11 protein-coding genes, 2 tRNA genes and 1 pseudogene are annotated in these 11,948 nt (G+C 72.3%); 8 read left to right on the forward strand and 6 right to left on the reverse strand.

Annotated elements, in window-relative coordinates:
* Positions 1-72: 72 nt before the first annotated feature.
* Positions 73-1,011, reverse strand: a complete 939-nt coding sequence (gene bla, locus RM779_RS22990; RefSeq protein ID WP_311619644.1) for a class A beta-lactamase — start codon at positions 1,009-1,011, stop codon at positions 73-75.
* Positions 1,012-1,123: 112 nt separating this feature from the next.
* Between bla and RM779_RS22995 the strand changes: the two genes are divergently transcribed.
* Entirely contained in the window at positions 1,124-2,125 is a 1,002-nt protein-coding gene (locus RM779_RS22995) for a LysR family transcriptional regulator (protein ID WP_311619645.1), read from the forward strand.
* Positions 2,126-2,157: 32 nt separating this feature from the next.
* Positions 2,158-3,027: a serine hydrolase gene (locus RM779_RS23000; RefSeq protein ID WP_394813365.1), complete on the forward strand. Its 870-nt coding sequence runs from the start codon at positions 2,158-2,160 to the stop codon at positions 3,025-3,027.
* A 57-nt stretch (positions 3,028-3,084) separates the two neighbouring features.
* Here the strand turns inward: RM779_RS23000 and RM779_RS23005 are convergent, their stop codons facing one another.
* Together RM779_RS23005 and RM779_RS23010 are read right to left on the reverse strand one after the other, a co-directional pair.
* Entirely contained in the window at positions 3,085-3,675 is a 591-nt protein-coding gene (locus tag RM779_RS23005) for a lytic polysaccharide monooxygenase (RefSeq protein ID WP_394813366.1), read from the reverse strand.
* A 250-nt stretch (positions 3,676-3,925) separates the two neighbouring features.
* Positions 3,926-4,938: pseudogene (locus RM779_RS23010) on the reverse strand (AraC family transcriptional regulator).
* Positions 4,939-5,029: 91 nt separating this feature from the next.
* Here RM779_RS23010 and RM779_RS23015 point away from each other — a divergent pair.
* Complete coding sequence (locus tag RM779_RS23015) at positions 5,030-5,458, forward strand: pyridoxamine 5'-phosphate oxidase family protein (RefSeq protein WP_311619648.1); 429 nt, start codon at positions 5,030-5,032, stop codon at positions 5,456-5,458.
* Here the strand turns inward: RM779_RS23015 and RM779_RS23020 are convergent.
* The 3 genes from RM779_RS23020 to RM779_RS23030 all read right to left on the reverse strand — a co-directional run bounded on the left by RM779_RS23020 (position 5,421) and on the right by RM779_RS23030 (position 7,346).
* Positions 5,421-5,981, reverse strand: a complete 561-nt coding sequence (locus tag RM779_RS23020; protein WP_311619649.1) for a hypothetical protein — start codon at positions 5,979-5,981, stop codon at positions 5,421-5,423. The genes RM779_RS23015 and RM779_RS23020 overlap by 38 nt on opposite strands.
* 43 nt (positions 5,982-6,024) lie before the next feature.
* The gene (locus tag RM779_RS23025) at positions 6,025-7,164 is read right to left on the reverse strand and encodes a DNA polymerase III subunit beta family protein (protein ID WP_311619650.1); all 1,140 of its coding nucleotides are present in this window, start codon (positions 7,162-7,164) and stop codon (positions 6,025-6,027) included.
* A 109-nt stretch (positions 7,165-7,273) separates the two neighbouring features.
* A tRNA-Glu gene (locus tag RM779_RS23030) sits at positions 7,274-7,346 on the reverse strand.
* 75 nt (positions 7,347-7,421) lie between these two features.
* Here RM779_RS23030 and RM779_RS23035 point away from each other — a divergent pair.
* The 5 genes from RM779_RS23035 to RM779_RS23055 all read left to right on the forward strand — a co-directional run bounded on the left by RM779_RS23035 (position 7,422) and on the right by RM779_RS23055 (position 11,803).
* Positions 7,422-7,784 carry a metallopeptidase family protein gene (locus tag RM779_RS23035; protein WP_311619651.1) on the forward strand — a complete coding sequence of 121 codons (363 nt, stop codon included), beginning with the start codon at positions 7,422-7,424 and terminating at the stop codon, positions 7,782-7,784.
* Positions 7,785-7,914: 130 nt separating this feature from the next.
* Positions 7,915-8,391 carry a hypothetical protein gene (locus RM779_RS23040; RefSeq protein ID WP_311619652.1) on the forward strand — a complete coding sequence of 159 codons (477 nt, stop codon included), beginning with the start codon at positions 7,915-7,917 and terminating at the stop codon, positions 8,389-8,391.
* A 192-nt stretch (positions 8,392-8,583) separates the two neighbouring features.
* On the forward strand, positions 8,584-10,422 hold the full coding sequence (locus tag RM779_RS23045) for a DEAD/DEAH box helicase (RefSeq protein WP_311619653.1): 1,839 nt from the start codon (positions 8,584-8,586) through the stop codon (positions 10,420-10,422).
* Positions 10,423-10,518: 96 nt separating this feature from the next.
* A tRNA-Lys gene (locus tag RM779_RS23050) sits at positions 10,519-10,591 on the forward strand.
* A gap of 528 nt (positions 10,592-11,119) precedes the next feature.
* Positions 11,120-11,803: a glycoside hydrolase family 11 protein gene (locus RM779_RS23055; protein ID WP_311619654.1), complete on the forward strand. Its 684-nt coding sequence runs from the start codon at positions 11,120-11,122 to the stop codon at positions 11,801-11,803.
* The last annotated feature ends 145 nt before the right edge of the window (positions 11,804-11,948 follow it).

Here is an 11,948-nt window from a genome sequence, read left to right on the forward strand (position 1 = left end):
CCAGGCTGTGGACCCGGACGCCCGCCCTGGCGGGCGGCATGCGGGAGCGGTGCCGCGCCGGGGCCGCGTCGGCTATCGGTTCAGTGCCTCCGCGGCCGCGGAGGCGGCTCGGGCGATCAGGGCGTCGTCGCGTTCGGCGTTCTCTTCGTCGCGGCTGGACATGACCGCCAGAACGATGGGGTTGCCGCCGTCGTCCGGCCATACCACGGCGATGTTGTTGCGTCCGCCGTAGCCGGCGGTGCCGCTCTTGTCGGCCACGGTCCAGTCGTCCGGGAGACCGGCGCTGATCAGGGTTTCGCCGGTGGTGTTCGTTTCCATCCACTGCCTGAGCAGTTGACGTTCGTCGTTGTCCAGGGCGTCGCCGAGCAGGAACGCTCTCAGGCTGCCGGCCATCGCCTGCGGGGTGCTCGTGTCGCGGATGTCGCCCGGCCGTCCTTCGCTCAGGTCCGGCTCGTACCGGTCCATCTCGGTGACGTCGTCGCCGTGTTCCTCCAGGATCGCCTCAAGACCCTCGGGTCCGCCGAGTGCGTCGAACAGGAGGTTGGCCGCCGTGTTGTCGCTGTACCAGAGGGTGGCGGCGCACAGTTCGCGCAGGCTCATCCCGGTGTCGACGAAGTTCTCCGTCACGGGCGAGTTGGCGATCAGGTCGTCGTCCGAGTAGGTGACGACCTCGTTCATGCCGTCGAGCCCGTACTCCTGGAGCACGGCGCCCACCGCCAGCGCCTTGAACGTGGAGGCGTACGCGAACCGTTCGTCCGCCTGGAAGGCGACCTCCCGGCCCGTGCCCGTGTCGAGGGCGTACACGCCGAGTCGCGCGTCGAACTCGCGCTCAAGCTCGCGGAACTCCTCTTCGGCGGACTCCGCCGAAGACGACACCACGGCCGGTGCCGTGGCCGGCACCGACGGCGACGCCGACCGCGTGGTCTCCTGGCCGCAGGCCGGGAGCGCCGCGAGCGCGAGGGCGCCGGCCGCCCAGGCGGCGCCGCGGCGCATGCCGAGCAGGTATGTCATGGGGTGAACCTCCAAGCCTTCGCGGAACATCTGCCGCAACCTTGCGGCCCGCGGCCCCTTGCCGTCCAAGACGCGGACGCACGTTCCCATGCTGATTTGGCATAGTGGAACGGTGGATCTTGTGGGGGCCTGCCGCGCGTTCGTGTACGTGAGCGAGCGCGGCAGTTTCACGGTCGGCGCGGCGGCGGCCAGGATGGCCCAGTCCGTCGCGAGCCGCCGCGTGGCCGCGCTGGAGCGGCACCTCGGCCAGCGGCTGCTCGAACGGTCCTCGCGCGCCGCGACCTTGACGCCGTTCGGCCGGGACATGCTGCCCCTGGCGGCGGACCTCGTGCGGCTGGCCGACCGCCTTGAGCACGAGGCGGAGGCCGCCAGGCACCGGCCGCTACGGCTGGCCGTTCCCGCCACCTGCCCCACCGGCGCGCTCGCCCGCCTCATCGCGGACGCGCGCGGCAACGGCCTGCTGCTTGACCCGCGCCCGGCCGCACCCGAGGAGCGGGCCGGTCTCGTGCAGTCCCGGCAGGTGCGCGCGGCGCTGCTGGCGCTGCCGCCGGCCGAGGCGTCCTGGACCGTTCCGCTCGGCCTGGCCGTCGCGCACGGCCCGGAGTCCGGGGAAGGGCCCATGTACCTGGACACCCTGCGCCCCGGCCGCGCCGACCGGGATCGGCGGCCCCGGCGGGTCTGGCTCCAGGCGGAAGACGACGTTCCGCATGTGCGGGACTGCCTGGTGCGGCTGCGCGACGCCGTCGGTCTGCGCCCGACGCAGCTCGCCCTCGCGTCCGGCCTCGCGGCCGCGGCGGCCGACGTGCTGAGCCACGGCGACGCGCTGCTGTGCTCGCCCGCGCAGGCCAGGCAGCTGGGGCTGCACTGGCGCCCGCTCGGCGAACTGGCCGCCGGCCTCGCCCGGGGCTACGCGCTGGCCGCTGCCGACGAGGCCGACGCCGTCCGCATCCGGGAGAGTTGCGCGGCGGGCATCGCGCGATGTCTCGGCGCGGGCGCGGCGGCGGGCGCGGACGCGGCGGCGGGTGCGGATGCGGCGGCGGGTGCGGATGCGGGTGCGGATGCGGATGCGGCGGCGGGTGCGGGCGCGGCGGCGGACGCCGGAGTCGCCCCGTGAACGCCGCCGCGCTGCTGGCGGAGCTGCGCCGGATGCTGCACGACGGCGGGCTGCACGGCTCGTTCCTCGTCCGCGATCTGGCGACGGGTGAGGAGCTGGGGATCGATCCGGACACCGAGTTCCCGCTCGCCTCCCTGGTGAAGGTGCCGCTCGCCCTGGCGACGCTGGAACGCATCCGGCTCGGCGAGCTGAACGGCGCGGACGTGGTGGAGGTGCCGCCCGGGCGGATCACGACGCCGGGGCCGACGGGCCTGAGCCGGTTCCGCCACGCGGCCCGCATCGCCGTGGACGACCTGCTGTACCTCAGCACGTCGATCAGCGACGGCGTGGCCGCGGACGAACTGTTCCGGCTCACCCCGCCGTCCGAGGTCGCGGCTACCCTGCGCCGGCTCGGGCTGCGCGGGATCGCGGTCCGCCACACGATGCGGGAGCTGACCGACACCCCGGTGGAACGTTTCGACGCGGCGGACGTGCACCTCGCGCACGCCCTCGCGATCGACGCGGGCACGGCGGGGCGCGGTCACCGGGTGCCGCAGCTCGACGTCTCGCGCGCGAACGCCGGTACGGCTCGCGCGTTCGTCGATCTCCTCCAGGCGCTGTGGTCCCGGCCGTCGGCGGTGGACCCGGGCGTCGCCGCGCGCCTGCGGACGCTCATGGCCGACAACATCCTGCGCCACCGCCTCGCCCCCGACTTCGTCTCCGACGCCACCACCTGGTCGTCCAAGACGGGGACGCTGCTCAACCTGCGCCACGAAGCGGGCGTCGTCGAGCACGCGGACGGCCAGGCGTACGCGGTGGCCGTGCTGACCGAGTCGCGGGTGGCCGCGAGCAGCCAACCCGCCGCCGACGTCCTCATGGGGGAGGTGGCGCGCCGCCTCCGCGACCGTATCCGTTCCGCCTGAGGCGGGCATGCCGCCCGGACGCGCGGGGCGCGTCCGGGCGGCACCGGCCCGAGCGGCTCAGAAGGTCACGTCGCTGCAGAAGAAGTAGATCTGGTCGGCGTGCGAGGCTTTCCAGATCGTGTACACGACGTGGTGCCCGGAACGGCCGGGTGCCTGGACGTCAACGGTGTAGTGGTTCGCGGGCGCGTACCTGCCGGTCGAGGCCACCTGCTCAAGGTCGCCCCAGTCGAGCGCGTCCGTCTGGGCGTTGTAGCCCTGCCTGGTCACGTAGACGTGGAGGTAGTCGGCGCCGTGGTACGCCTGGTCGAGCACGTCGACCGTGAAGTTACTGCCGATCTGCGAGGTCTTCCACGCGCCGGGCGTGTCCATGGAGTCGTAGCGGCCGTCTCCGGTCCGGCCGGCGCTGCACAGCTGGTTGTCGGGGATGTGGGCCTGGAAGTCGCCGCCGGTGCCTTCGCGGTACAGGCCGTTCCAGTTCCACATGGCGTTGGTGTCGTGCTGCCACGCCTGCCAGCACATGGGGTCTTCCTGCGCCATGTCCGGGTTCTGGAAGTCGCTGCCCCAGCGCTGCCAGCAGCCGTAGTTGCGGGAGAGCGGGTCGGCGGTCGAGCCGTGGGCGGAGGCGGCCGGGGTGGACCAGGGCGTCATCAGAAGGGTGACGGCGGCCAGAACCGCCAGGAGCGCGCGGCGAGTCCAGCCGCGCGCGTCGGTGCGTTCGTGTCTCAGTGTCAACACTGCGACTCCTCGTCCGGAGGGGGGTGGATGTCCGGGGTTGGGAGCGCTCCCAGATGGGAGGACTTTTCCCCGCCGTCATCTGATTGAAACGTTCAATGCGGGACGCGTCGGGCTTGGCGGAGGCCGCCATGCCCGCGGGCCAGGGCACGTGCCTTGTCGGGGCTCAGGGTGGGCCGGCGTGGGCCGGGAGGGGGCGTTCGGTCGCGGGGGAGGCCGTGGCCGCGGTCCGCCGGAACTCGCTCGGGTTGGCGCCTCTGACCCGTTTGAACGCCGCGCTGAACCCGAACGGGTCGGAGTAACCCACGGTGCGGGCGACGTGGGCGACGGTGGCGGCCTCCTGCTCGACCAGCAGGTCGGCCGCGAGCGTCATGCGCCAGCGGGTGAGGTAGGTCAGCGGCGGCTCGCCCACCAGGTCCGCGAACCGCTTGGCCAGCGTCGAACGCGACACCCCGGCGAGCCCCCGGCCTGGTGGGCCGTCCAGGGCGCCGCCGGGTCGGCGTGCAGCAGGCGCAGCGCGTCGCCGACCACCGGGTCCCGCTGGGCGGCCCACCAGGCCGGGGGCTCGCCGCCGGGCCGGTCGAACCACTCGCGCAGCGTGCAGACCAGCATCCAGTCCAGCAGCCGGTCGAGCACCACCTGCTGGCCCGGTGTGTCGACGGCGACCTCGGCGGCGACGTGGTCGAGCACGGCGTCGGCCGTGCCCCCGGCGGCCGCGCGCAGCACGGCGGGCAGCGCGTCCAGCAGCCGGCGGCTGATCTCGCCGCGCACCGGATAGGCGCCGACGATCAGGGTCGTCGCGCCGCGGCCGTCACCGGCGTCCCCGCCGCGGCCGTCACCGGCGTCCCCGCCGCGGTCGTGCCAGCCGCGCCGGTGCCGGGTCCCGCCCTGCTCGGGCGTCTCGCAGTGCTCGCCGCACGCGATCGGTTGGGCGCGGGTGCCGATCTCGTCGACGAAGGTGAACGTCGCGGGGCCGCGCACGACGATCGTCTCGCGGGCGCGGAGCGGCTCGGGCGGACCGTGCTCCGGCACGATCCAGCCCGCCCCGGTGAGAACGGTGCACAGGGTCAGCGGCGCGCCGTCCACGAAGTGCAGTGCCCAGGGCGGGGACAGGGTCGAGCTGCCGAACGACGAGCCGTGGGCTCGCACCCCGCGGATCAGGTCACTGAACACGTCCATCTCAGTGACATTAGACGATTCAGACGATCACGCAGGCGATCCGGCTTCTTGCCTATGGGATCGTCCGAGCCGGCCGTGTTCAATCGGAGTCATGAGCACCGACGCCAGTTCGCTGACCACCCAGGACATCGAGTTCCTGCGACGCCCCCTGCACGGGTTCCTGTCCGTGGCCGGGGGGCCGCTCCCGCCACAGCCCCTGCCGGTGTGGTTCGAGGCCACCGCCGAGGGCACGATCCAACTGTTCACGAGCCCGGACTCGCTCAAAGTGCGCCGCCTGCGCCGCGACCCCCGCGCCTCGATCGTCGTCGCCGCCCCGGTGGGTGAACGCGAGCGCTGGCTGTCGGTCGCCGGCCGCACCACGGTGGAGCCCGAAGGAGCACACGACCTGTGCACCCGCCTGGCCGCGCGCTACTGGGACCTCGACGACCCGGTCCACGCCGACGATCTCGCCGGAATCCTGGCCGTGGACCAGGTTCGTATCGTCATCCACCCGGAGACCGTGCGTCGCTACACGCATTGACCTTCGCGACACCCTGTCGGGTGGGGCCCGGGGCGGAGGCTCGCTCGGCGGTGTCCCGCCGGGAGACGGCCTCGGCCACCTCGGCGATGGCAGTACGCAGAAAGGCCCCGTAGGCGTCCTGGGGGAGGTCGGGGGCACGTTCCTCGGCCGCGTCGACGTGCTCGGCGGCCGCCTCGAAGGAACCGAGGCGGCGGTAGTCGTCGGCGAGGTTGAGGTGCAGGGACGGATAGAAGCCGGCGATGCGAAGACCGGCGTGACGTTCCCGCACACCCTGCTCGGTCACGGCGTCGGCGGCGTCCAGCGCACGGATGTCCCAGGCCAGGGCCTGGGCCGGGTCTTCATGGAGGTCTGCCAGGTAGTGCGCGAGCGTGCAGCGGTGCAGCGGGTCGCCGGTGACACCGATCGCGGACCACAGGGCCAGGAGCTTCCGGCGGGCTGGAGCGACGTCGCCCGCGCGTCCTTCGACGACGGCTCGGCTGATGGCGTCCATCGTCGGATCGGAGCTGGCGGGAGTGGCGGTCATGGGCGTGCTCCTCGTCGTTCTTGCTTGTGCTCAGCCTGAGCGCTCAGCCTGAGCGGTCGGGCTTGACGGGCATGGCGAGGGTGGTGAGATCGCCGCGGTCGGCGGAGCGGAACGTGACGGGCTCGTCCGCTCCCCGCAGGTCGAGCATCACGTCGGGGCCGATGGCGGTGCTGACGGCCGGGTAGAGCGTGGTCAGCTCGAAGGAGATCCGGAGGTCCCGCCCCGTCACGGTGGCCGTGAGCGGAACGCCGGGGTGCTCCTCGTCACGCGTCAGGACGTTCAGCCCGTGCGGCCCGTGCGGTCCGTGCGGCTCGTTCAGCCCGTGCGGTCCGTGCGGGGTCATCCGCAACGTGATGCGCTCGTCCGGGTGTTCTGCGAGAGCCCGCAGGAAAAGCTCCTTCGAGACCGTCACCCGGCTCGTGACCTCGGGCAGCGCCGCGAGCATCAGCCGGTGGTCGGGGAACTCCTCCGACAGCAGCCGGCAGTGCCGGTCTTCTCGGTCTGCTATGCGCAACCAGAACCCGTGCGGCGTCGCCTCGACCCGCACCAGGGCGCTGCGGCGGATGTCGGCGACCGCCGCCCGCAGCCCGTCACCGTCGACCGTGACGGCCCAGGCCGTGGCCGCCGCTTCGGCGGGAACGAGGGTCCTGGTCGAGAGACGGTAACGGTCCGTTGCGGTCAGCGTGACCGCTTCCCGCGTCGCCTCGACGCGCAGGGCACCGAGTACGGGCATCCCCGGTTCACACGCGGTCGCGGTCAGGACCTGCTCGATCGCGTCGGCCAGCACGGGCCCCTTCAGCACGGGCCCCTTCAGCGCGGCGACCGGCGGGCCCGGCACACCCGTGAGCGATGCCAGCGATGCCTTGACCGAAGCAGCCTTCCGCCGCACCGCTGCCGCGTCCCTGAGGACCTTCGCCACGTGCTCGTCGATCAGCCGGGACGCCTCGGCGGGCTCGGCGCCGAGGACCGCCTGGACAGCGGTGAGGGGCATGGCGATCTCACGGAGCTGACGCAGCGAGGTGGCTCGGGCCGCCTGATCGGCACCGTAGTAGCGGTAGCCGGAGACCGGATCGACCTCGGCCGGCGGAAGCAGCCCGGAGTCGGCGTAGAAGCGCAGGGCACTCGGGGTCAGCCCGGTGCGTCGGGCGAACAACCCGATCGGCATCAGTTCGGAGTGTGGCACCCGGCCATCGTCGGGCTTCGACCAACTTGAAGGTCAACACCGGCCAGGTGGGCAGAACCGCTCCGGCCGACCAGCCGAGCCGGCCGACCGGAGCGTCCCTCGTTCCGGGTACCCCCAACGGGATTCGAACCCGCGCTACCGCCTTGAAAGGGCGGCGTCCTGGGCCACTAGACGATGGGGGCAGGTGAAGAACGGCAGTAGCATATGGGATCGCGCGGGGGATCACCAAAACCGTTTCGCCAGCGGACAATGGCTGTGTGCTGGAGATGACGCGTGAGGATTTCGAGGGACTGGTCAGTGAGGCGCTGGACCGCATCCCGCCCGAGCTGACCCGGCTGATGGACAACGTCGCCGTGTTCGTCGAGGACGAGCCGCCCCCCGAGGACCCGGAGCTGCTCGGCCTCTACGAGGGAACGCCGCTGACCGAGCGCGGCGAGTGGTACGCCGGGGTGCTGCCGGACCGGATCTCCGTCTACATGGGGCCCACGCTGCGCCTGTGCGGGCGCGAGGGCGGGGACCGCGAGCTGGTGGTGGAGGAGGTGGAGATCACAGTCGTGCACGAGATCGCCCACCATTTCGGCATCGACGACGAACGGTTGCACGCGCTCGGCTACGGGTGAGCCGTTTCCGTTCGTTCCTGTCCGGTCTGTTTCGGTCCGGTGCGGTCCGTGTCCTCCGTCCGGGTGCGGGAGTTGAGTCACGCGGAAGTGCCCGCCCCCGTTCCCGTTCCCGTTCCGGAGGACTCCGCCCGTGCGCCGCGTTCGCAGCCGCCCCCGCCGCCTCGCCAGGACCGCCGCCCTCGCCACCGTCCTCGCCGCGGCCCTCGCCGCGGTCGGTGGCTGCCTGACCGTGGAGCCGGAGGACCGCCCGGGGGAGCCGGCGCCTTCGGCGGCGTCCTCGCCGGGCGAGGAGCGTCCCGGTGGGGCGGGCGGCGGGGAGGCGGCGGAGCGCGCCGTACCGGGCGAGGAGCCCGCCGGTGCGCCGGGCGCCCCACCGGCCGAGGCCCCGGACGCCGAGGCGTCGCCCGAGACCCCGCGGCCGGAGCCGTCGGCGTCCGCCCCCGGCGACGCCGGGCCGCCCGAGCCGCAGCCCGCGCCGGAGCCCGGCCCCGAGCCCGCGCCCGAGCCGGCTCCGGCGCCCTCGGAGTCCGCGCCCAGCGAGCCGCCGCCGCCCTCGCCGAGCCCGGAGCCGGAGCCCTCGGCGCCCGCGCCCGAAGGCGGGGGATGAGCCGTTTGCATGGGAGCCCACACGGTGCGTATGCTTGTAGATCGTTTGATCCCACTTGCCCGGCGCCAAGAAGCAGCGCGCCGTGTGGCGCGTTCCTCGTCTAGCCGTGGCTGATCGCATCCAGGCGGTCAACAGCACCTACGGAGCTAAGGCGCGTGCCGACCACCTGACTCCGGAAGGTTCTTACTACGCATGTCCGTCTCGACGCCAGAGGCACTTCTTCCCCTGGACGAGCCCACGACCACCTTCGCCGACCTCGGCCTGCCGCAGAACGTGGTGAGCAAGCTCGCCGAGAACGGGGTGACCACCCCGTTCCCCATCCAGGCCGCCACCATCCCGGACGCGCTCGCCGGCCGTGACATCCTCGGCCGTGGCCGCACCGGCTCCGGCAAGACGCTGAGCTTCGGCCTGCCCGTGCTGGCCCGCCTGACCGGCGCCCGCACCGCGCCGAAGCGCCCGCGCGCCGTGATCCTCACCCCGACCCGCGAGCTGGCCATGCAGGTCTCCGACGCGCTTGAGCCCTACGGCCACGTGCTCGGCCTGCGGCTGAAGGTCGTCTGCGGCGGCACGTCCATGGGCAACCAGATCTACGCCCTCGAACGCGGCGTCGACATCCTGGTGGCCACCCCCGGCCGCCTGCGCGACGTCATCGGCCGCGGCGCCTGCTCCCTCGACGACGTCGAGGTCGCGGTGCTCGACGAGGCCGACCAGATGGCCGACCTGGGCTTCCTGCCCGAGGTCACCGAGCTGCTCGACCAGGTGCCGCCCGGCGGGCAGCGGATGCTGTTCTCCGCGACGCTCGAGCACGAGATCGACACGCTCGTGAAGCGCTACCTGGTGGAGCCCGTCAGCCACGAGGTCGACGCGGCGCAGGGCGCGGTCACCACCATGTCCCACCACGTGCTGGTCGTGAAGCCGCGGGACAAGGCGCCGCTGACCGCGGCCATCGCCGGGCGCGACGGCCGCACCATCGTCTTCGTGCGCACCCAGCTCGGCGCCGACCGCGTCGCCGGGCAGCTGCGCGACGCGGGCGTGCGCGCGGACGCGCTGCACGGCGGCATGACGCAGGGGGCCCGCACCCGCACGCTCGCGGACTTCAAGGACGGCCGCGTCGCCGTGCTGGTCGCCACCGATGTCGCGGCCCGCGGCATCCACGTGGACGACATCGACGTCGTGCTGAACGTGGACCCGGCCGCCGACCACAAGGACTACCTGCACCGTTCCGGCCGCACGGCGCGGGCGGGCCGTTCCGGCACGGTCGTCTCGCTGGCGCTGCCGCACCAGCGGCGCACGATCTTCCGGCTGATGGAGGACGCGGGCGTGAACGCGTCGCGGCACATCATCGGCCGCGGCGACCTCTTCGACGAGGACGTGGCCGGCATCATCGGCGCCCGGTCCCTGACCGAGGTCCAGGCCGAGTCGGCGATGGGCGCCGTCACGCACGCCGAGCGCGAGGTGGCCCGCCTCACCCGCGAGCTGGACAAGGCGCGCGAACGGGCCACGGAGCTGCGCGAGGAGGGGGAACGGCTCACCGGCCGCGCCGCCAGGGAGCGCGGGGAGGACCCGGCCGAGGCCATCGCACAGGCCGCCGAGGCACGCCAGCAGGCGCTGGCCGAGGCGGAGCGCGAGGCCGAGCGCGAAGCGGCCCGCGAGGCGCGCCGCGCCGAGAAGGCGGCGCGTGCGGAGACGGGCGGCCGCCAGCACGACGAGCACGGCAACCGCAGGCCCGGCGGCGGGTTCCGGCGCGACGAGCGTCGGCCGTTCCCGCGGCGTGACGACCGCGGTGGTGAGGGTTTCCGGCGTAACGGTGAGGACAACCGCCGCGGTGGCGGGTTCCGCCGGGACGAGCGTCGGCCGTTCCCGCGGCGTGACGACCGCGGTGGTGAGGGTTTCCGGCGTAACGGTGAGGACAACCGCCGTGGCGGTGGGTTCCGCCGGGACGACCGTCCCTCGTCGTACGAGCGGCGGGACGACCGTCCTTCGTCGTACGACCGCCGTGCCGACAAGCCCCGCTGGAAGCGCGACAGCTGATCCGACGCCGTGGCACGGGCACGGGCACGGGCCGGGCCCCGGAGGCGGACAATGCCTTCGAGGCCCGGCCGTGCGCCGGGCTATGCTGCTCGGTGCGGGCCGTTAGCTCAATTGGCAGAGCAGAGGACTTTTAATCCTTTGGTTGTGGGTTCGAGTCCCACACGGCCTACCTTCAAGACCCCCGGTCGTACGCGTCACGGCCGGGGGTCACTGCTGTCCGTGCGCGAGGGTGTCCTCGCGAGTGCCTCTCTCTCCCGATCGTCTCGGCATGGCCTTCGTGGCGGTGGCATGATCCGGAAGGTCTCCGATAATTTTCGGAGATGCTGGCCCGGAATCTGATCTTCAGGGTGACGCTTCCCTTGAGGTGGCCAGGTTCAATCGGCCGGTCATGGGCGTTGAACAGGTCTGATGCCTTCCGGGGAGAATTCCGGCGCGGGCAGGGCTTCCGGAATCCTTGCGGGAAGTGTTGACAACTCCGGGAGCCGGACCAACACTTCTGCCATCGACAGACCTGCACCGCTGTCGATCCGGGTCACTCGCCAGAAGACCTGGTCCTCCGGTCGTCGATTTCACGGCGGCCGTTCGACCGCCGCAGCGCTGGACGACGCTGACGTGCGGTCGGCTTCACCCCCACCGACAGGCCCACCGGGTCTCGTCGCGCTGCCTGGCCTCCCGCCAGCCTTCACGAGGAGGAAGCATGGACATGGACAACGCCCCCGCCCGGGCGGTCAGCCGCAGGACATTCATCGGTGCCGGCGCCCTGGCGCTGGGCGCGACCGCGGTGGTACTGCCCGGCACCGCTCACGCCCAGACCATCAACCAGAACCAGACGGGCACCCACAACGGGTACTACTACTCGTTCTGGACCGACGCCCAGGGCACGGTCTCCATGACCCTGGGGTCCGGCGGCAACTACAGCACTTCGTGGCGCAACACCGGAAACTTCGTCTGCGGCAAGGGCTGGAGCAACGGCGGACGCAGAAACGTCAACTACTCCGGCAGCTTCAACCCGTCCGGTAACGGCTACCTGTGCCTCTACGGGTGGACGTCCAACCCGCTGGTGGAGTACTACGTCGTCGACAGCTGGGGCAACTACCGGCCCACGGGAACGCACCGGGGCACCGTTCACAGCGACGGCGGCACGTACGACATCTACCACACGATGCGGTACAACGCCCCGTCCGTCGAAGGCATCAAGACGTTCCCCCAGTTCTGGAGCGTCCGGCAGTCGAAGCGGACGGGCGGCACCATCACCACCGGCAACCACTTCGACGCGTGGGGCCGTGCGGGAATGAATCTGGGGAACTTCAGCTACTACATGATCCTCGCGACGGAGGGGTACCAGAGCAGCGGAAACTCCAACCTCTCGGTGAGCGGGTAACTTTCCGTTCCCCGTCGGCGGCGGTGGCGACGGGCACGGCGAACCGTACGGACCTGGACACGCGTTCCCCTCATGGGTGAAGCTTGATCAGTTCGCAGGCTATAGCCGTGCGGACCTGGGGAGTTGTGTTGGTTACGGCTCTATC

The organism is Streptomyces johnsoniae, from assembly GCF_031845565.1.
Lineage (GTDB): Bacteria > Actinomycetota > Actinomycetes > Streptomycetales > Streptomycetaceae > Streptomyces > Streptomyces johnsoniae.

Excerpts from the sequence above, each read along its gene's own strand:
- bla (WP_311619644.1), bottom strand. The coding sequence starts at position 1,011 with ATGACATACCTGCTCGGCATGCGCCGCGGCGCCGCCTGGGCGGCCGGC.
- RM779_RS23000 (WP_394813365.1), top strand. The coding sequence starts at position 2,158 with ATGCTGCACGACGGCGGGCTGCACGGCTCGTTCCTCGTCCGCGATCTG.
- RM779_RS23005 (WP_394813366.1), bottom strand. The coding sequence starts at position 3,675 with ATGACGCCCTGGTCCACCCCGGCCGCCTCCGCCCACGGCTCGACCGCC.
- RM779_RS23015 (WP_311619648.1), top strand. The coding sequence starts at position 5,030 with ATGAGCACCGACGCCAGTTCGCTGACCACCCAGGACATCGAGTTCCTG.
- RM779_RS23020 (WP_311619649.1), bottom strand. The coding sequence starts at position 5,981 with ATGACCGCCACTCCCGCCAGCTCCGATCCGACGATGGACGCCATCAGC.
- RM779_RS23045 (WP_311619653.1), top strand. The coding sequence starts at position 8,584 with ATGTCCGTCTCGACGCCAGAGGCACTTCTTCCCCTGGACGAGCCCACG.
- RM779_RS23055 (WP_311619654.1), top strand. The coding sequence starts at position 11,120 with ATGGACATGGACAACGCCCCCGCCCGGGCGGTCAGCCGCAGGACATTC.